This window comes from Anabaena sp. WFMT (assembly GCF_051781005.1).
In the GTDB taxonomy this organism is placed as follows: Bacteria; Cyanobacteriota; Cyanobacteriia; order Cyanobacteriales; family Nostocaceae; genus Anabaena.
The window spans coordinates 70613-92270 of record NZ_JBPWOA010000053.1 but is presented as its reverse complement, the minus strand read 5'-3'; the positions used below and the strand labels follow the sequence as shown (position 1 = coordinate 92270).

Below are 21658 nucleotides of genomic sequence, written 5' to 3'. Positions count from 1 at the left end.
ATTGGTATTGTAAGGGAACACCAAAAAATAAATTACCCAAAAATTGTAGGGTGGGTTAGCGCAGCGTAACCCACCATTATCCTCAAACTTATGGTAGGTTACGGACTACCGTCCTAACCTACCCTACAAATCAGGGATTTTTTTATTTGGAAGTCCCTAAAACATAATTCCTGTGATCTGAAACTTTTGTGGAACAGGCGGTTTAATTTTTTGATTTTATTGAGAATAAGTGACATCGAAAAATTATTTGTCACACAATTGCTATAAGTTTTTTAAAAGAATGTTTTAAAAGTCTATTAGAGAACTCCACAAAAAGAAATGCCCAATGTCATTCTGTTCACAAAGTGTGGCGTTAGCCATACGGAACGAAGTGTAGTGAAGAATCCTTTGAGATGCTTCGTTTCGCTTTGCTATACTCAGCATGACAAAACAGGATCATTTATTTTGTGGCTTACTCTAAAGCAAAAGAGCGAGAAACCTTATTCATGTATTCTTCTATATACTTTTTCTGCTCTTGTAAAATATAAAACGTTAGCATTATTACTCTCCATTCGGTAATCAAGAATAAATTTGATGAAATAACTGACTCATTGTCCGAGCCGAGATGAAACCAAGAAGCTGATATGATGTTACATTACTTAGTATACATTACTAAAAAAAAGAGGTTCGGAGTTACTCTGAAGGATAAATTGTTATACTGAGTTAGCAGCGTTTTAATTTGCTACTCGTATTAATGACAAACTGTACTTATAAAACTACCTAACTTGATGTTGATTAAAATCGAGTAGATTACGTAGCTTTAAAGGTTGTTTGAAAAGAGTCTTTCTATATTCATGTTGAACGCAGCGGAGTGAAATATCTCTATAATGTGGCTGAAACCCTAGATTCTTCTCTCTACTATGGCTGGCTAACGCCATGCTGCGCTATCAGAATGACAAAATAATACCTTCTCTGACTATTCTGTGCAGCCTTACATAAAATTGGTATAAGTCGTTCAGAAGTACTGAAAAATTTCCAGAAGAGTGTAATGATAAGCCATGATTAATTTATCTAATTACGAAATTTTAAAGTTAATTTATAATGGAGACAAAACTACTGTTTATCAAGCCAAAAGCAGTGAGGATGGTAAATTAGTAGTCATTAAAATCTTAAATATAGATTATCCTAGCCTAAAAGATATTGCCAAATTATCATATGAATATGATCTCCTGAAAAATTTAGATATAGGAGGAGTCATCAAAGCTTACAGTCTAGAAAAATATAATAATAGTTTTGCGTTAATTTTAGAAAATTTTGATAGCATATCTATTGATAGTCTAATTAAAGAGCAGCAAATTGAATTGCTGGATTTTCTAAAAATAGCAATCGAAATTACCCAAGCAATAGGCGAAGTCCATCAACATCATATTATTCATAAAGATATTAAACCAGCAAATATTCTTGTTAACAGGCAAACACATCAAATTAAAATTATTGATTTTTCTATTTCATCTCTTCTCCCCAAAGAAAAACCTAAATTTAGTAATCCTGATTCGCTAGAGGGAACCCTCGCTTATATATCCCCAGAGCAAACAGGAAGGATGAATCGCTCGCTTGATTATCGTACCGATTTATATTCTTTGGGAGTTACTTTTTATGAAATGCTAACTGGGACATTACCCTTTGATGTTACTGATCCAATGGAATTAATACACTGTCATATTGCCAGACAGCCAATACCTGTAGATCAGTTAAAACCAGAAATTCCCCAGGTGATTTCTGCTATTGTTATGAAGTTACTTAGTAAGACGGCTGAAGAAAGATATCAAAGTGCTTTTGGACTCCAATTTGACCTAGAAAATTGTTTGAATCAGCTAGAAAATATTACTCAGATATATAGCTTTCCAATTGGACAACATGATCAATCTAGCCAATTACAAATTCCAGAAAAACTGTATGGTCGAGAAGTAGAAATAGCAACTTTATTAACAGCCTTTGAGCAAGTCAATCAAGGACAAAAGGAGTTGATATTAGTTGCTGGTTATTCAGGAATTGGTAAGTCGGCTCTAGTCAATGAAATTCATAAGCCTATTATCCAAAAGAAAGGCTATTTCATTACAGGTAAATTTGAGCAATTTAAACGCAATATTCCTTATGCGTCCCTCATTCAAGCTTTGCAAGAATTGATTAGACAATTACTGACAGAAAATGAGACACAGTTAGCAGCTTGGAAAGAAAAGTTATTAAAAGCATTAGCTCCTAATGCTCAGATTATTATTGATGTAATTCCAGAAGTAGAACTAATTATAGGTAAACAACCAGCAGTACCGCAACTAGCCCCAAATGAAGCTCAAAATCGCTTCAATTTGTTTTTTCAAAAGTTTATAAGTATCTTAGCCAAAAAAGAAAACCCTTTAGTTCTATTTTTAGACGATTTACAATGGGCAGATATAGCTTCTCTCAAATTAATTCAACTATTATCTACAGATATAGAAATTCAAAATTTACTAATAATTGGAGCTTACCGAGATAATGAGGTAGATAGCACTCATCCATTAACTTTGACTTTGCAGGAGATTGGAAAAACTGATGTAATTATCAGGACAATTAACTGTCAACCTTTAAAAATCACTGACATATACCAATTAATTATTGATACTCTTAAATGTGAATTAGAAAAAGTCAAGCCTTTGGCGGAGTTAATTTTTAATAAAACTGGTGGTAATCCCTTTTTCTTAACTCAGGTAATTAAGTTTATTTATCAAGAAAATCTACTTTTATTCGATTTTAGTACAGGTAATTGGCAATGGAAAATTGAGCAAATTCAAGAAATAGGTATTACCGATAATGTTGTCGAGTTAATGCTCGGCAAAATTCAAAAATTACAGTATTTTACTCAAAATACCCTTAAACTTGCTGCTTGTATTGGCAACCGATTTAATTTAGATATCCTCTCTGTTATTAATGAAAAATCTCAGAAAGATACAGCAGAAGAATTGTGGGAGGCTCTTGAGGTTAGTCTAATTTTGCCTCTAGATCATATTTATAAATTACCTCAATTTTTAGAGCAGGTTAATGATTTTATCATTGACTATAAATTTCTCCATGACCGAGTACAACAAGCAGCTTATGCGTTGATTCCAGATGGAAAGAAGAAGGAAGTTCACTTAAAAATTGGTCAATTACTTTTAAGTAATTTAGACCAAATCGCAAGAGAAGAAAAAATATTTGATATTGTTAACCACCTCAATATCGGTGCTGAATTAATTTATTCCCAAGTAGAAAGATATAATCTGGCTCAATTGAATCTGATAGCTGGAAGCAAAGCTAAGGATTCTACTGCTTATGAATCTGCTGTTAAATTTTTTAAAATGGGCTTAGAAATGCTGGCAGATGATAGTTGGCATACTCATTATCAATTGACACTAAATCTTTATGTAGAAACAATAGAGGCGGAGTATTTAAATACAAATTTTGAGCAGGCAGAAAAGCTTTTTGAGATTGTTATACAAAATAGTAAAAATATTCTTGATACATTTAAAGTATATGAGAAAAAGATTCAATCTTATGTTTCTCAAAATAGGATGCGAGAAGCATTAGATATAGATTTACAAACTCTGGAAATGCTCGGAGTTACCTTATCTGAGAAACCACCGACAGAATTGAGCATTGAGGAGTTAGCTAATCTGCCAGAAATGACTGATCCTAGTAAACTCGCTGCTATGAGAATGCTGATTACAGCAATACCTCCTGCTTATTTTACAAAACCTACACTTCATCCATTGATTGTTTTTACAATGATTGAGCTTTGTCTCAAGTATGGAAATTCATCTTTAGCCGTACACGCTTATGTTTCCTACGGATTAATATTAATAATTATACCGAAGCCTCTGCGAGATATTGAATTAGGATATCAATTTGGTCTATTGTCTTTAAAACTTTTAGACCAGTTCGATACTAGAGAGATAAAGCCTAAGTTTTATGCAGTATTTAATATGTTTATTAAACATTGGAAAGAGCATATTAACACATCAATAAAACCTCTAGAAGAAGGATTTAAACTTGCTTTAGAGATAGGAGATTTTGAATATGCAAGCTATAATGCTCTCTTGTCTTTCGCACATCATTTTTTTGCCGGAGAAAATTTAGAATCACTTGAGAGAATCCAGGATAACTATATAATTATTTCACAAAAAATAAAACAACATTATTTTACTTTTGCTCTAAAAATATTCAGGCAGACAGTATATGATTTTATTAGAAAAGAAATAAATGAATCTTATCTAGAAGGTGAAATTTTTAATACGTCAATGATACCGAATTTGACGGAAAATAATACTGCAAATTTTTATGTATATTTCGGAAAAACCATTCTTTGTTATTTCTTTAAAAACTATAAAAAAGCTATTAGTAATGCTGATTTAGCCAAACAATATGAAGTTGGTATAAATGGAACCGTTTACGTAGTACAGTATAATTTTTACTATTCTTTGGCACTTCTTGCTCTCTATCTGGAGCGCAGTTCTGAGTTAGGGTTAGAACATGAAGATGAATTAAAAGAAGTTTTAGAAAAAGTAGCAGCGAATCAAGAGCAATTGCAGGAATGGGCTTCTCATGCTCCAGTTAATAACCAGCACAAGTATGACCTTGTAGAGGCCGAAAAAGCCAGAGTTTTGGGGCAAACTCTAGTAGCAATGGAATATTACGATCAGGCTATTCGGGGTGCAAATAATAATGGATATATTCAAGAAGAGGCTTTAGCTTATGAACGCGCAGCAGAATTTTATCTAGCTTTGGGAAGAAACGAGTTTGCTTCATTATACATGAAGAAGGCTCACTATGGTTATACGCGCTGGGGTGCGATCGCTAAAGTTAAAGATTTAGAGTCAAGATATCGAGAGTTAATTTCCCAGTCATCGACAAAAAATAAAGCACATACAACGGAGACGACGATTACTGTAACCGCTACTAGTTCTAAAACAAATAACCTGGATTTCACTACTGTTATTAAAGCATCACAAGCATTATCTGAAGAAATTCTTCTGGATGAGTTACTAGAAAGTTTAATGCAGATTGTGATTGAAAATGCTGGTGCTGAAACTGGTTATATGATTTTAGAAAAAGAAGGCAATTTATTTATAGAAGCTAAAAAAGGCGTTGATAAAAACGAATTTAAATCTCATCAAATAGTTGGCGATGACGATAACCAATATCTACCTATATCTTTAATTAGATATGTGGAAAGAACTAGAGAAGATATAGTGATTAGTAATGCTACTTCTGAAGGAATATTTACAACTGATCCTTATATTATTAAAAATAAAATTAAATCTGTTCTATGTATGCCTATTGTTCATCAAGGTAAACTTATTGGTATTCTTTACCTAGAAAATACTTTGATTGTAGGAGCATTTACTCCTAATAGGTTTTTAGTCTTAAAAATATTGTCTTCTCAAGCTGCCATTTCCCTAGAAAATGCCAGATTATATGCAAATTTAGAGGAAAAAGTTATTGAAAGAACTCAGGAATTAAATGAAAATAATCGCAGATTGCAAGAAACGCTAAGTGAGCTTAAATTTACACAAGCCCAACTTATTCAAACTGAAAAGATGTCTAGTTTAGGGCAAATGGTTGCAGGTGTTGCCCATGAAATCAATAACCCTATTAGCTTTATTTCTGGTAATTTAACTTACGTTGATGAGTATGTACATGATCTACTTGCTTTAATTAAACTTTATGAGGAAGTATATCCTCACGCTGTACCAAAAATTAATGACTATATGGAAAAGATTCAACTTGATTTTCTGAAAGAAGACATACCTAAAACTCTGTCTTCTATGAAAAACGGTACGCAGCGCATTAGTGAAATTGTGCTGACATTACGTAACTTTTCCCGACTTGATGAATCTGATATGAAGCTTGTAAATATTCATGAGGGAATTGATAGTACTTTGGTAATTTTGAAAAGTCGTCTCCAAGCTAATGGGAAGAGTTCTGCTATTGAAATTATTAAAAATTATGCTGATTTGCCTAAAATTGAATGTTATGCAGGGCAATTAAATCAGGTATTTATGAATATTCTAGTTAATGCTATTGATGCTTTAGATAATTTTAATCAGGAACAGAGAGCAGCCGGTAATTATCATCAGAAAACTATTATAATCTCCACCAAAATAGTAATTCCTAATTGGGTAAGTATATCTATTAAAGATAATGGGAAAGGGATGAGTGCAACTGTTAAACAAAAGATATTTGATCCATTTTTTACTACAAAACCAGTAGGAGAAGGTACTGGTTTAGGATTATCTATCAGTTATCAAATCATTGTAGATAAACATCATGGTAAGATTGAGTGCATTTCTGCGCCTGGAGAAGGAGCAGAGTTTGTAATTGAAATTCCTCTACTACAACAAAAGCAGTCGGTAAATGCTATCAATCAAGTTATTTAAACAATATTTAACCTTTAGTCAGAAACTTTAATTAATATTAAGATATTAAATTAATAGATTCAAATTTACTAATTTTGAGAGTGAAGTTTGACAGCTTGTCTTTTGACTCAGATGATGGCTCGGATGAGAATTATATAAGGATATTGCACCTAATTCAGCAATTGTCGTAGAGAGAACACGAAATGAAAAAGATTATTTCTATATTACTGTTAGGCATCACCATCTTCACTTTTGCCTTCAGTAATCCCGCTTTAGCGGCAGATGCAGCTGCTGGAAAAGCAGTATTTACAGCTAATTGTGCTTCTTGTCATGCGGGTGGTAAAAATCTAGTTCAAGCTGACAAATCCTTGAAAAAGGAAGATTTGGAAAAGTATGGTATTTATTCAGCAGCAGGTATTGTTGCTCAAGTTACAAATGGTAAAAACGCTATGCCAGCCTTCAAGGATAATTTAAAGTCAGATCAAATTGAAAACGTAGCTGCTTATGTACTTGAACAAGCAGAAGCTGGCTGGTAGAAATTAGTTGACATCTGAGTTGATCAATTAATAATTTGCGGGGCTTTTTGTCCCGCTAATTGTTTTACTCTCACTAAAGGCATCACTATGTAAGACTTCTCCATTTTTGTATACAAAATACCTTTAATAGAGATCAAACACAAAGAAATCGCTTACCGTTTTACTTTAAATTTGATACATTAAGAGACCCCCTCAATCCCCCTTCAAAAGGGTGGCTAAGAGAAGTTATAAGTACCAGAGTTGTCGTAAAATGGTATGACCGAGAGGATGATGGAATGTTGGTTTTATTATTGATAGTCTTAAATTTTAGTTTATAGAAATTTACATTTACTCTCAAACCCGAAGCTAACCATCAATCAATCTATAATTCTCAAATTTGAGAACCAAGTTTGACAGCCTGTCGTTTGACTAATGCAACTTCATCAAAAGAGAATTAAAGAAGATATGTCACTTAACTCAGTGATTGTTGTAGGGAGAACACAAAATGAAAAAGATTATTTCCGTATTACTGTTAGGCATCGCTATATTCACCTTTGCCTTCAGTAGTCCCGCTTTAGCGGCTGATGCAGCTGCTGGAAAAGCAGTATTTACAGCTAATTGCGCTTCTTGTCATGCGGGTGGTAAAAATTTAGTTAATGCTGCGAAAAGCCTGAAGAAAGCAGATTTGGAAAAGTACGATATGTACTCAGCCGAAGCTATCATTGCTCAAGTTACTAATGGTAAAGCTGCTATGCCTGCTTTCGGTAAGCGTTTGAAAGCTAACCAGATTGAAGATGTAGCTGCCTACGTAATGGAACAAGCAGATAACAATTGGCAGAAATAAGTTCACTTCTGAGGTGATCAACTCATAATTTGCGGGGCTTTTTGTCCCGCTGATTGTTGATGGCTGAAATTATCAAAGGAGATGGTGATGATGAATTTCTGGCGATTAATTTTCAGTGTGATGATTATAGCTTTTTCTTTGATATTTTTTACTCCTAGTGCCAATTCATTACCTGTTACTAACAGCGAAATTACAGCTAGTGACTTGTTTAAATTAGGTGTGAATCAAATGCAGCAAGATAATTACCAAGCTGCGATTAAGTATTTGAATTTGGCAATTGAAACGCAAGAAGAGTTTATAGCAGCCTACAAAAATCGCTGTTTGGCATATTTACAGCTACAAGATTACCATCAAGCGATCGCAGATTGCACCCAAGCACTAAACTTAGCACCTGATGACTCAGAGGCTTATCTCAACCGGGGACTAGCACAATACCGACAAGGGAATTATCTCCATGCGATTGCTGATTATAATCAAGCCATTGCGCTCAAACCTGATAATTTCCGCGCTCACTACAACCAAGGTATAGCTTTTGCTGGAGAAGGTAATCACTCTGAAGCGATAATTGCTTACAACCGGGCATTAACTCAAATCGATTCTACTACTACCCTACTGCTTGCAGATATATACAACGACAGAGGTTTAGCTTATTTTGAGTCGCAAAATTTAGCAGCAGCTATAAACGACTTTAATCTAGCAATTCGTCTCAACGCTAACGATGATAGAGCTTACTTTAACCGGGGTTGTATTAGTGGACGCATTGGTGATAACTTGGGCGCAATGCGAGATTTTTCGCAAGTTATCAGGCTGAAACCTAGTCATGCGCTGGCTTATATTAACCGAGGATTAGCTAACTATAATTTAGGATACTACCAAAGTGCGATCGCTGATTTACAACAAGCATCAGCATACTTTGGAAAGCAAGGGCAGAAAATTGCCCACCAAAAAACCTTAGATATGCTGAAAATTGTGCAACAAGAAATCTCATTCATACAGGAAATTGCTTAACTCTCCTCTCCAGTAATTAATTACCCAGCTGGGAAGGAATTGAAAAATCAACTTCCTTCCTCTTAATTTAACTATGACAGCTTGTCTTTTGACAGTTTTTTTATTAATAGAGACAATTCCACATAGTGATTGTTTTTACCGGGTGTGAGTTCAGAAATATGAATAAGAGTTTTGTCTTCCTGCCAGTCTCTTTACTGAGTTTACTGGTAGCATTTCCTGCTGTAGCTAATGATAATAAAACTGAACAGAATATAGTAAATTCTGATATTCCTAATATAAGTGAAATTGAATTACCTGCTACTAATGCTAAATTATTAACTCAACAACCTGGATCAAACGAAGTTGAACAAGAACCTGAAATAGAAGCTGATCTAACTCCCACAGATGATGCAGATATCTCCATAGAAGTAGTTGGAGAAAAAGATGCATTACCTGAATCTACCCCAACTTATGTAATTGAAAAAGAAGAAATTCAAAAACAGGGAGCTACGAGCGTCGCTGACGTTTTAAAAAGAATGCCTGGTTTTGCTATCAATGATGTCGGTCATGGCGCAGATATTCACACAGGCACATACTACCGTGGGGCATCAATTAATCAATCTGTATTTCTGATTAATGGTAGACCAATTAACACCAACATCAATACTTATCATGGAGGAACTGATTTAAATAGCATTCCCATAGAAGCTATTGAAAAAGTCGAATTATATAGCGGAGCAGCTTCCTCTTTGTATGGTTCATCAGCTTTTGGGGGAATTGTGAATATCATTACCAAAGCAGGCTATAGTCAGCCAAAATTAACTGGTAGTGTAGAATTTGGCTCATTAAATTTAAATAACCAACAAATAACTTATGCTGGTTCCACTAATCAAGTAAAATACAATTTTAGCTTTGAAAGATACTTTATAGATAACCGTTACCGTGTTCCTGTTGGTGCAGCAAACCGTGACTCTGAAGGATTTTTATCAAATGCTGATACTGCAACTAGTAGCTATTTTGGCAGCATTGGTTTAGATTTAGACTCTAAAAATTCTTTGAACTTAGATGTAACTGCGCTTAGTAGTCGTCGGGGCTTAATCTATTTTGGGTTCCCTTTACAAAAAGATAGATTAGATCATGATGGTTTGAACATTGGGTTATCTTGGAAAACTCGACTTGGTAAGAACAACGACTCAAATCTAACAACTACTATCGGTTATAACCAAGATTACTTTAGTACCTATGGCCCAACGGGAGCAACATTTTATCGCACAGGAGTTTTAGATACCCAACAAATTACAGCCAGGGTTGATCATGATTGGAAACTTAGCCCTAATAATCAATTACGTTGGGGTATAGATTTAAAAAATACCGATTTAAATGGTGATGTTTTCAGCACAGCCCCAAATCGAATTAATCAGAATGAAACCGAAAATATAAATCTCTTTCATACGGCTTTATTTGCTGTAAATACTTGGCAAATTAGTGATGCTTTGCTAGTTGATTTAGGGTTAAGACAAAGCTTTGACGGACAATTTGGTAGTTATCTTAATCCCAGTGCTGGCTTACGTTATGCCATTAATCCAGTAGTTGCAGTTCGTGGCAGTTGGGCGGGGGCGCAACGCAATCCTGGCTTAGATCAATTATATGTTTATGATACGGTACATGGTTGGGACCCCAACCCGGATTTAAAACCAGAAACTGGTTCTACCTGGACTGCGGGAGTGGATATTAATTTATCTAGTAATTTGCTGGCACAGTTTACATATTTTGGCAGCAGTTTAGATAATCGTTTAGGAGTAATTAGTGGCAGGTGGGAAAATATTGGCTTAGTCGATACGAATGGTTTAGAAGCTGCTTTGCAATTAAAAATTGCTCGTGAGTGGTCTACTTTTGTCAATTATACTTATACAGATGCCCAAATTAAAACAGGCACAGATAAAGGGTTACAATTAGGTTTAATTCCTTACTCTTTGCTGCAAACTGGTATTGGTTATCAAAAAGATGGATGGCAAGCTAATTTGTATTTGACTTATAATAGTGGTACTCGTCGTTCCGTTTTTACTAATACTGCTGCTGGTGATAAAAATACAGATTTCTCTCCATCTTTTGTGAATTTAGATTTGAGTGGACGCATTCCTGTGAGTAAAAATTTAGGAGTGACTGTTTATTTAGAAAATTTACTGGGTGAACAATATGAACGTGTTAATCGCATTTATAGTCCTGGGTTTACGTTTCGTTTGGGTTTAACTGCCAATATATAGTAGATATCTGGTGGAAAAGAATGTAGAGACGAAAATCACTACCCAGGTCACGTCTCTACAAGGGTTCTAAGATATGGCGGTTATCGGTTGAGTGAGGTACAAAAACCCCACCCCCAACTGCAAGCGAGGAGGGGGCTATGATATACCTCATGTGATTAGGAAACGCTATATCACGAATAATTGACCGCAGATAAACGCAGATAAACACAGATTAAAGACGGATAATTCAATTGATGTCATTATTCTGTGCAGTCTCATATAAAATTGGTATGAGGATGTTAGATTGACCAAATAATTACTAATTCGTAATTCGTAATTAGGGCTTGCTGAAAAAGTCTTTCCGTTAGAGCTAGGAGTCAGAAGTCAGGAGTCAGGAGTCAGGAGGAAGAATTAGAAGTAGATCAGAATATTCTCAAATCTGGGTAAATGAACGGTTTTTGATGATTTCATCGCTTATTTCTTGCACCTTCTCCTACTTTTTCAGCCTGAAACTGTTGATATATCTAGGTTTTTGGTTTATTCAGCAAGCCCTAATTAAAGAGGGTACAAGCCTCCACGGATTGCAATTACGAATTACGTTGGCGTAGCTTGCCGGAGGCATTATTATCAATTACGAATCATTTTGACGCTACAGGGGAATGCTGCATTCTTATTTCAATTCTGTGGCTTTGAGAATTTCGCTAGTACCTTTCTTAACAATCAGGGTGGAAGAAGCATTTCCATCTTCTGTAATCGGTTGTTCTAATATGTAAATATAATCTCCATTTTTCCAACCTGTAACACATTTTCCATCCCGACAAGAAATTTTACCACCTGTTAATTCAATACATTTACCTTTAGCGTCACATCCTTTATAACTAATATTGCCTGTATTATTAATTCCTGTCCAAGAGTCATGATTACTAGTTGAAATTGTCCAATCACCATTACTAATAGTATGTGATTTACTATTTACAAGTGGATATTTTTCTTTTGATATTTCTCCACTTATAACTTGATTTCCTGTAATAATACTTCCTGATATATTTTCAGAATTAGATGATCTTTGATCACCTAAAACTTCCATCTTGGTAATTATAGATTCCTGACGACTTTTACCGCAGGGTTCAGCACTTTCACAATCACTAACTGATTCTATTGTGTAAACAGCACGGACTTTTTTATTTAAGAATTTTGCTTCTTCTGCACAAATTTCAAAGCTTGCACCAACTTGGTGTTCAATGCCTTTTTCATCTACTAATGTGGCATAACATAGTAAATCACCATTGACTAATTCTTTGACTGTACCAATTTGTGGTTGTTGAGTTTTATTGGTGCTATTGCTAACGCTTTTAGTGGTAGATTTTGTTTTAGCTTGAGTATCTATTTTTGGTTGAGATTGTGCAGTAGTATTAGTTGATGTTTCTGTGGTTGTATTAGTTGGTGAATTACTACAACTGACCAGAGAGATACAGGAAAGAATTAAGGATATTGTGGGAATTAATTTTCTCATGGATATTTTTTACTATTTTATAAAAACTAGATTCACTTATTTAAGAGGATGCGATATTACCGTTTGTATTATATACTCCAAAATACTGACTATTTTACATTTGTTATTGAGCAGGATTAAGCGTGCCGTAGGCTCTAGAATCTAGGTTTTCATCTGCATACAGAGATATTTCACTCCGCTGCGTTCAATATGACATAGAAAAACCCTTTTAAAACATCCTCTAAGACATTTTCTAATTGTATGACGACATTTAGCAGCGAGTATTTTGCCATTACTGCAACTGTAAAGCGTAATGGTAAAAATCTTCATTTTTAATATAATCTCGCGTTTCGTAAAGTTTTTGTGCGGTTGTATTAGCAATTTGAGTAGCTAAAATTACTCGAATTGCTCCACTCTTTTTTGCGTATTCTTCTGCCGTATTCATTAGTAACTTTGCAATTCCCCTGCGACGATATGACTCTTCGACATATAAATCGTTCAATATCCATATTCGTTTCATCGACACTGAAGAAAAACTGGGATAAAGCTGAGTAAATCCAACTAATTCACCATTGTTATTAGCTGCAAATACTACCGAGTCATGATTCTGGAAACGTTCTTTGAGGAATTCCTTGGCAGCTTCAAGGTTTGATGCTTGATTGTAAAAAATACGATAGCGATCAAATAGTACTGAAACACTTTCAAGATGATCAATATTAGCCAAAAAAACTTCCATTGAATGTCCTCATCGCTTCCATACAGTTTACACCTATAGCCTAGATTCCACGAGTAAAAAACGTCCAGCAATTATTGAATATTTACTGAGATATAGTCTGAAGCTTGACTAACTCATCAGGTGCAAAGACACCTTTTTCTGTAATAATTGCTGTGATTAATTCTGCGGGAGTGACATCAAAGGCAGGATTATAAAATTCGACTCCTGAAGGTGTCAGGATAGTATCACCAATTTGATATATTTCGGCTGGGTGACGTTCTTCAATGGGGATTTGGCTACCGTCTACTAAGGTAAAATCAATGGTAGAAAGAGGTGCGGCAACGAAGAAGGGAATATGATGTTTTTGAGCTACTATAGCTAAACTGTAAGTCCCGATTTTATTAGCAGTATCACCATTAGCGGCAATTCTATCAGCACCGACAACTACAGCATCAATTAAACCTTGTTTCATGCAATGTGCGGCCATGTTGTCAGTAATCACTGTTACGGGAATTCCTTCTTGCACACATTCCCAAGCGGTGAGTTTTGCACCTTGTAAGCGGGGACGGGTTTCGTCTGCAAATACCCGTGTTAGTCGTCCTTCTCTCCAAGCGGAACGCACTACACCTAATGCGGTACCATAACCGGCGGTTGCTAAAGCACCGGCGTTACAGTGAGTAAGTATAATTAGCTTGTCTGGGGTTTGGGGTAAAGCTGCTAAACCGTGATCACCTATGGCTTGACAGGTTTGGATATCTTCGGTGTTGATAGTTTGGGCAGTTTCTAGGAGAGTTTGTTTAATTTCGGTGACTGTGCCTATAGTTTCATAAGCAGTTTGCATCATTCTCCCAATTGCCCAAAATAAGTTTACTGCGGTGGGACGGGTAGAACGTAATAATTGGGCGACTTTTTCTAATTGTTGCAAAAATTCGGTGCGATCGCTTGTTTCAATTTCCCTCGCACCCAAATACATCCCATAAGCCGCAGCGACACCAATTGCTGGCGCACCCCTAACAATCATAGTTCTAATCGCCTCAGCCATGTCTTCACTGCGATGAATTTCCACCACAGCATACTCATTTGGTAAGCGGGTTTGGTCGATTAGTAAAACTGAGTTATTTTTCCAAACAACGGGATAAAGCATAATTCAAAAGGAGTCAGGAGGAAGAATGAAAAAGGAGTCAGGAGGAAGAATAATAATAAATTTCCCTTATTCCCAGTCCCCAATCTCTACTACTGCGGTAAATAGGCAATCATCATAGCAACTTGAGGGTGATTGCGGGCGATCGCTTCGGGAACATGACCAAGTAGTGAAAATATCTGGGTTTTTTGGGACACAGAACCATTTAACAACAATAAATCATTTGTTTTTAGTAACCGTGACACTTCTTTAACAAAATTACCCCTGACTTTTTTAATTGGTGTATCTGCTGGTAGTCCGGCATCATTAAAATCAATATCTACTCCTTTTGTGGTGACGACTTCTAATAGTTGTAAAGATGCTTTGAGTTCTACGGCCAGATTTTGGGCTAATTTGATACTTTCCCTAAAGGAACTAGCATTGGCTTGTTGGCTGGTGAAAGCCAGGAATACTCTTGATGTATGCTCAATAGGTAAGGGAAAGCGAGTTACTAAAACAGGTATAGAACTGCGTTGCACGATTTTATCAATTACGCCGCCAAATAAGTTTTCTTGGTAGGTAGAGTAGCCTTTCCAACCGCAAACTATGACACTTGCTTGTTTTTCTACTGCTACCCTTGCAATGCCTTTGTCAATTGATTCATCAATTCTGCCAATAGTTGTAACTTTGGCGACTGATGCATGGGCAATCATTTCTGCGGTGGAAAGTAACTGATTTTGTCTAGCTTTAGCATCTGGAGAAATTGGTTCACCTTCCTCGATGATGATATGTAGAGGTAGAAGCGTACCTGCGGCTGATTTAGCTAAGAGGATGGCTAACTTTAACAAGTTATCTTCAGTATTTGGGTTAGCAACAGGAACTAAAACGCGATCGCCTAAACTCCCACCTTCCTGCTTTTGGGGAGTAATATTTTGTGTCCTCATTTTTTGTCCCCACTTTGCTGTCACCCAAGGGGAAGCAATGCAGGTAACTAAAATCATAGCGATCGTACCATTCACTGTTAATTGATCAACCAATTTGATATTGTAAGCAACGGTAATTGCTGCCAGAGTAGAAGCTGCTTGTGCTACAGATAGCCCAAACATGACCATAATATTGTCGAAGTTGTATCCAAATAACTTACCCGCACCCCACGCAGGGATATATTTAGCGACTATAGCCACTGTCACCATGACACCGGAGACGATAAGCGATCGCGGTTCTTGAATCAAAATCCCTGGATTCACCAACATTCCCACAGAAATCAGGAAAAATGGCACAAACAGAGTATTACCAATAAATTGAATCCGATTCATCAAGGGACTAAGTTGGGGAATCAATTGGGTAATGGCAACTCCTGCCAAAAAAGCACCAATAATCGGTTCGATTTTGACTACTTCTGCCCCATAGGACACCACAAACAGGGTAGCGAGAACGAAGGTAAACTCTGCACCTTCATCATGTCCAAACTTGCGAAAAAACCATTTTCCTAAACGGGGAACACCCCAGAGTGTCAAAAAAGTATAGATGATGAGTGAAGGGATGAGAAATAACCAAAACTGTAAAGTTAAATTACCTTGATGCGCCCTGACTACCACGGCTAATACTAACAATGCCAAAACATTAGTGATCAGAGTACCACCGAGAGTAGCAGTTAAAACAGGCGATCGCATAATTCCCAGTTTACCTACCACAGGTAAAGCCAGCAGAGTATGGGAAGCAAAACAAGAAGCAACCAGAATGGCAGGTAAAAAACCGTAACCTATTGCCAACATTGCCCCTGTTCCCAAAACCATAGGTACAGCAAAGGTGGCTAATCCAAAGATTAATGCCTTATCGGCGTTATATTTCATGTCATCAAGGCTGGTTTCCAAACCTGCCATAAACATGAGGAATAGCAACCCGACTGTACCTAAAAGGACAATAGTGTTATCTCGTGCCAAAAGTCCCAAACCATTAGGCCCAACAATCACCCCCGCTAAAATTAACCCCACAATCCCCGGTAGCCGCATTTTTTCAAACAGCAGCGGGGCAATGAGCATAATGCCCAAAATCGTCAAAAATACTGGTACGGGTTCTTTAATGGGCGTAGCTACCATAGCAGGAACCAAAAGAGCGATCGCATCTATGTTCATAGATATTTCTTAGCTAGTACGTTGGCACTCCACTAAAATATCTACTAGCTTCTCAAAACACAAATGCCTATGGTAACTATTTTTAGATATATTTTCGGGAATTAAGCGAATTCTCCCTTCAAAGACTCTATTACGGCTGGTAGATATTCTGTTGTCAGGACTCACGCATTGAAACGGAAAACTGTCATTCTGAGCGCAGCGAAGAATCTCTCCAGAAGTTGAAACGCCTATTCTACCGTTCTCAACTTGGCTGAGTGCGTAAGTCCTAGTTGTTTTGCCCTCAAGCACTGTAAACTCAGTCAATACCTCAGGATGAGGATTTATAAAATATTTTACAGTGACATCTTGAAAAAACTATCAAAATTATTTGCACATTATGCGATCGTAAAATGCGCGGCATTTGGCTGACATTCTTGCATTTTGATAAATCCTTGGGCATAAAAATCTAAGACTAATTTTTGATTTTGCATCCAACCCAAAGGAGTCGCTACTTCTTCTATTTTGTATCCTTCCCACAGTCCACCAGCACCTCTGAAGGTGGGAATTCCACTTTCTGCTGATAGTCCTGCACCACTAAACACTACAATCATAATTCACAAACCTATTGACTAATTTTTAGGTTCAATCATCATTGAATGATAATAGAAAAATATTGTATCCATATATATAGGAATTTTCTGATTCAGACAACAACAATCTTGCCAGCAGAAGGTTAAAAACGGAAAAGAAAAGATTGCAAACCACAAGAGTACAAAGAGCTACCAAATCTTCATCTTCACAAAATCACTACACACAATCCGAAAACCAATATGCCCGCTGGCGTAGCCAAAATTCATTGAAGCGTGTGAACGAAAAGCAGAACGGCAACCCGCAGGAATTACGCCATATGAACCACCACGTACCACTACTCTTCTATTTTCACTAGCCCAATCTCTTCGTTGTTTAAACTCACTTACATAAGATTTATAATCTTCACCGTTTTGACTAATCCAATTATCCTCCTTTATAGGTGCATCTGTATAAAAACCATAAATACTACGACACCATTCCGATACATTTCCGTGCATATCATACAAACCAAAAGCATTAGGGGGAAAAGTTCCTACATTTTTGGTTGGGTGATAATAATCTTTATGATAACCTCCCTGTCCGTTGCTATAGTTATAGTTTACCAATTTCGTCGTAATACTTTCACCAAAATAAAAAGGTGTAGTCGTTCCTGCTCTACAAGCATATTCCCATTGTTCCTCACTGGGCAACTGATAGTGTTTACCTGTTTTCTGGGTTAACCGTTTACAAAATGTAACTGCATCCCCCAAACTTACTGTTTCAACTGGGCAGTTATAACCTTTGAATTTAAAATTAGAAGGGTTGTTTCCTATGATGGCTTGATATTGTGATTGTGTTACTTGATATCTTCCCATAAAGAAACTACGAACATTAACCTCATGTTGGGGACTTTCATCAAAGTTTCTGCCCACTTCATTTTCCGGTGAACCCATCATGAAACTACCACCAGGAATTGCAGCCATTTTCAAGGTAACACCATTGCCCAAATCTTCAATAAAATATCTAACTAACCGTTGCTGACGCTGAATAATTTTTCCAAACCTGTTGACTGTAACTATTTCAATTTGTTCTAGCTTTAAACCTTCTGGATTAAATTTTAATAAGGCTCGTTTTGCTTTTATTTCAGTTCTAGCAGTTAATAAATAATAAGCTTGTATTTGAACTTGTACAGACTTATCTTTTAAGCATTTAATTACTAAATCTAAACCCTGATTTCCATAATTTAATGCTTCATTAATCGCAGAGACTCTCACATTTTCATCTATATTTTTTAACCGTAATCTTACGCCTTCAATACCACCTAAAACTGCTGCATTTTCTATTGATAAACTATTATTACCACCAAGTACAGCATCATATTCACCTGGTTGTTGTGGATTATTCCTCATTTCTTAATAGTTATTTGCTTTGTTACCAGTTTGGAGACTGGAAATACTATCATAGAATCTCTGACTCTAATATCAAGGAAAGCAAAACCTTCAAGAATTCATTCCCATACAAAGTATGGGAACGAGAGAAAAAAGAAAACTATTTCATAACAGCTAATTCCTTCTTAAAGAAAGCTTCTAAAACAGTTTCGGCAATTTGCCGACTGCTTAAACCTAACGCCGCAAAAGATTGATCGGGTGTCGCATGATCTACCAAAATATCTGGTACACCAATCCGCTTCACAGGAACCAAAACATCAGCATCCATTAAAGCTTCAGCTACAGCAGAACCAAAGCCACCCATTAAACAACCTTCTTCCAAAGTGACAACCCGGCCGATTTGTTTAGCCAAAGGTAAAATCAACTCAGTATCCAAAGGCTTAACAAAACGGGCATTAATCACAGTTGCTTCAATACCGTGTTCACTGAGAATTTCCGCCGCTTGCATACCGGGATAAACCATTGTGCCGTAACCGACGATTAACACATCATCGCCTTGACGGAGAATTTCCCCTTTTCCGATTTCCAAAGGTTCCCAACCTTCTTCCATCAAAGGCACACCGTGACCATTACCACGAGGGAAGCGCATGGAAATAGGACTACTAGTATGATTAATACCAGTAACAACCATCCGTTGTAATTCCGCTTCGTCCTTAGGAGCCATAATCACCATATTTGGAATACATCGCAGATAAGCAATGTCATACATACCTTGGTGAGTCGGTCCATCAGCACCAACAATTCCAGCCCTATCTAAACAGAAAAATACGGGTAGGTTTTGAATGCAAACATCGTGAATGATTTGGTCGTAAGCGCGTTGTAAGAAGGTGGAATAGATGGCAGCAACAGGACGCATTCCTTCACAGGCTAAACCCGCAGCTAAGGTGATAGCGTGTTGTTCGGCAATACCAACATCAATATATTGATTAGGCAATTTAGCTTGTAGTTTGTCTAAACCCGTACCTGTAGCCATTGCTGCTGTAATACCGACGATTTTCGGGTTTTGTTCAGCAAGTTTGACTAAAGTGTGAGAAAAGACCTTAGCATAAGCAGGGGGTTTGGGTTTATTAGAAGGAATAGCCTTACCAGTGGATACATTGAAGGGGTTTTGGGCGTGATAGCCTACTTGGTCTTTTTCAGCAATTTCATAGCCTTTCCCTTTAGTTGTCACTACATGAACCAAAACAGGGCCTGTCATTTGATGTGCCTGTTGGAAAGTAGCAATTAATTCTTCTAAATTATGTCCATCAACTGGCCCCATGTAAGTAAAGCCCAGTTCTTCAAAAACTGCACCTACTTTAGGAACCGCCAAACGCTTCATCCCTTCTTTGATGCGATCTAGTTCTGGTGAAAGCGACTCACCAACAAAGGGAATGTGTTTAACTTGTTCCTCAAAATTATCTTTGATAAATTGCACCGGTGGGCTAAGGCGCATTTTGTTGAGATAACGGGGAATTGCACCGACATTGGGAGAGATAGACATCTCATTGTCGTTGAGAACTACCAGCAAGTTCGTTTTGGGTAGGTGTCCAGCATGGTTGATAGCTTCTAAAGCCATACCACCGGTTAAAGCACCATCTCCAATTACAGCTACAGCTTTAAATTTTTCCCCTTTTAAGTCACGGGCTAAAGCCATGCCTAAGGCAGCTGAAATACTGGTTGAAGCGTGTCCTGCCCCAAAGTGGTCAAATTTGTTTTCGCAACGCTTGAGATAACCAGCAACTCCGTCTTTTTGTCTGAGGGTGTGGAAGTCACTGTAACGACCTGTGAGTAGTTTGTGGGGATAAGCTTGGTGGCCTACATCCCAAATGACTTTATCCCGATCTAAATCCAGGGTCTGGTAAAGCGCTAGGGTTAATTCTACAACTCCCAAACCGGGACCTAAATGCCCTCCTGTTGCTGCAACGGTTTGTAAGTGCTTATCTCGAATTTGATGGGCAATTTGTTGTAATTGTCGAATCGACAAACCGTGCAACTGGTTAGGATGGGTGATTTCACTCAGATGCATATTATAGGATTTTCCTCTCTAAACTCTATTTTTGGCATTCTTTTGATTTTCTCACCTCAAGTGGCGACAAGAATCCTACTGTTACCAATGTTGTTGTTGTAGTATAACTTTTGTTAACAATACATTGCTGGAACCAGGCATAGATTCATATTTTTGTTTGAATACAAGATTTTTGATGTTGTACTTTCATAGTTACTTGTGTCGAAAAGTAACTAAACATACCTGTATTTTATGGTATTTTCTACCTTGACAAAAATTATGGCTGTTGGGGAATACCGGGTACTACTGGAGTTTCTGGTTGTTTTTGTTGACGTTGCAAATATTTACTTAAGACGTAAGCCAGATCGCCACGGGTCATGGGACTTAATGGGTTAATCTTACCTTGGGGATCTATATTAATTAAATCTTCAGTGATGACAGTTGCGATCGCTCTTCTAGCCCAATTAGGTATAGATGCTGCATCTGGGTATGGTGTCAAAATTTCATTGACGGTTGGCTCAGAAAACTGAAAAACTCCATAAGCTTGGGCAAAAATCGCTAAACCTTCTGCTCTTGTTACCCTTTGGTTTGGGAAAAACATATTGCCCCGATAACCTTTCATAATATCAGTTTTCAGCACTGTCTGAATATCTTTATATGCCCAATAAGAACTGGGTACATCTGGTACAAATATGGGTTTTTCTTGTTTTGCAGCTTGTCGTTTATCTAAATAAAAAGCTTTAACTAAAACTCCAGCTAATTCTGCACGACTAATTAATCTTTCTGGATAAAATTCTCCGTCAGGAAAGTTATCCATTAATTTTGTTTCCAGCACTTTCTGAATATAATCTGATTTGATTACAGGAATATTTTCTTGTGCTTGTGTCAGTTCAATTAATGGAAAACTTTGTATTAATACAATCAAAGAAATTGTCCCTAGCAAATACTTCATAGTTATCACCCTTTCAAATCTGCTTATTTTGGAGAACAATTACACTAGACGAGCAGTTATGTTGATTTGTTGCTATTAATTCGTAATTATTTTAATTACTTATATTAGTTAGGCTAATACCATTGTAGAATTATTTCTCTGACTCAGCACAGTAAAGGGTAATAAACCGGGAACAGTCATAACTCTTTCTGCCAGTTGTTTTCACGAGCGTATGACATCAAACTTAGAGGATGTTTGAAAACTCTGTCGTGTGGGATCTAACAC

13 protein-coding genes are annotated in these 21658 nt (G+C 36.8%); 5 read left to right on the top strand and 8 right to left on the bottom strand.

Going from position 1 to position 21658, the window contains the following annotated elements:
- The first annotated feature begins 1037 nt into the window (after nt 1–1037).
- The 5 genes from ACSQ6I_RS26005 to ACSQ6I_RS25985 all read left to right on the top strand — a co-directional run bounded on the left by ACSQ6I_RS26005 (nt 1038) and on the right by ACSQ6I_RS25985 (nt 11017).
- Nucleotides 1038–6428, top strand: coding sequence for an ATP-binding sensor histidine kinase (locus tag ACSQ6I_RS26005; protein WP_438893125.1), 5391 nt, complete (start codon nt 1038–1040; stop codon nt 6426–6428).
- Between the two features lie 182 nt (nt 6429–6610).
- Complete coding sequence (gene petJ, locus ACSQ6I_RS26000; RefSeq protein WP_438893124.1) at nt 6611–6943, top strand: cytochrome c6 PetJ; 333 nt, start codon at nt 6611–6613, stop codon at nt 6941–6943.
- 484 nt (nt 6944–7427) lie between these two features.
- A complete protein-coding gene (gene petJ / locus ACSQ6I_RS25995; RefSeq protein WP_438893123.1) occupies nt 7428–7766 on the top strand; it encodes a cytochrome c6 PetJ in 339 nt (112 codons plus the stop codon).
- Between the two features lie 90 nt (nt 7767–7856).
- A complete protein-coding gene (locus tag ACSQ6I_RS25990; protein WP_438893181.1) occupies nt 7857–8774 on the top strand; it encodes a tetratricopeptide repeat protein in 918 nt (305 codons plus the stop codon).
- Between the two features lie 158 nt (nt 8775–8932).
- A complete protein-coding gene (locus tag ACSQ6I_RS25985; protein WP_438893122.1) occupies nt 8933–11017 on the top strand; it encodes a TonB-dependent receptor plug domain-containing protein in 2085 nt (694 codons plus the stop codon).
- A 649-nt stretch (nt 11018–11666) separates the two neighbouring features.
- Here the strand turns inward: ACSQ6I_RS25985 and ACSQ6I_RS25980 are convergent.
- From ACSQ6I_RS25980 to ACSQ6I_RS25945, 8 genes are all read right to left on the bottom strand, one after another.
- Nucleotides 11667–12509 carry a hypothetical protein gene (locus ACSQ6I_RS25980; RefSeq protein WP_438893121.1) on the bottom strand — a complete coding sequence of 281 codons (843 nt, stop codon included), beginning with the start codon at nt 12507–12509 and terminating at the stop codon, nt 11667–11669.
- A 271-nt stretch (nt 12510–12780) separates the two neighbouring features.
- Nucleotides 12781–13224 carry a GNAT family N-acetyltransferase gene (locus ACSQ6I_RS25975; protein ID WP_438893120.1) on the bottom strand — a complete coding sequence of 148 codons (444 nt, stop codon included), beginning with the start codon at nt 13222–13224 and terminating at the stop codon, nt 12781–12783.
- Nucleotides 13225–13306: 82 nt separating this feature from the next.
- On the bottom strand, nt 13307–14347 hold the full coding sequence (gene mtnA, locus ACSQ6I_RS25970) for an S-methyl-5-thioribose-1-phosphate isomerase (RefSeq protein ID WP_438893119.1): 1041 nt from the start codon (nt 14345–14347) through the stop codon (nt 13307–13309).
- 89 nt (nt 14348–14436) lie between these two features.
- Complete coding sequence (locus ACSQ6I_RS25965; protein ID WP_438893118.1) at nt 14437–16458, bottom strand: cation:proton antiporter domain-containing protein; 2022 nt, start codon at nt 16456–16458, stop codon at nt 14437–14439.
- Nucleotides 16459–16832: 374 nt separating this feature from the next.
- Nucleotides 16833–17048 (bottom strand): Sir2 family NAD-dependent protein deacetylase, encoded by a 216-nt coding sequence (locus ACSQ6I_RS25960; RefSeq protein ID WP_438893117.1) that lies wholly within the window; start codon nt 17046–17048, stop codon nt 16833–16835.
- A gap of 168 nt (nt 17049–17216) precedes the next feature.
- Entirely contained in the window at nt 17217–18416 is a 1200-nt protein-coding gene (locus ACSQ6I_RS25955) for a formylglycine-generating enzyme family protein (RefSeq protein WP_438893116.1), read from the bottom strand.
- 139 nt (nt 18417–18555) lie between these two features.
- The gene (gene dxs, locus ACSQ6I_RS25950) at nt 18556–20463 is read right to left on the bottom strand and encodes a 1-deoxy-D-xylulose-5-phosphate synthase (RefSeq protein ID WP_438893115.1); all 1908 of its coding nucleotides are present in this window, start codon (nt 20461–20463) and stop codon (nt 18556–18558) included.
- Between the two features lie 256 nt (nt 20464–20719).
- The gene (locus ACSQ6I_RS25945) at nt 20720–21394 is read right to left on the bottom strand and encodes an S-layer homology domain-containing protein (RefSeq protein WP_438893114.1); all 675 of its coding nucleotides are present in this window, start codon (nt 21392–21394) and stop codon (nt 20720–20722) included.
- Between the last annotated feature and the right edge of the window lie 264 nt (nt 21395–21658).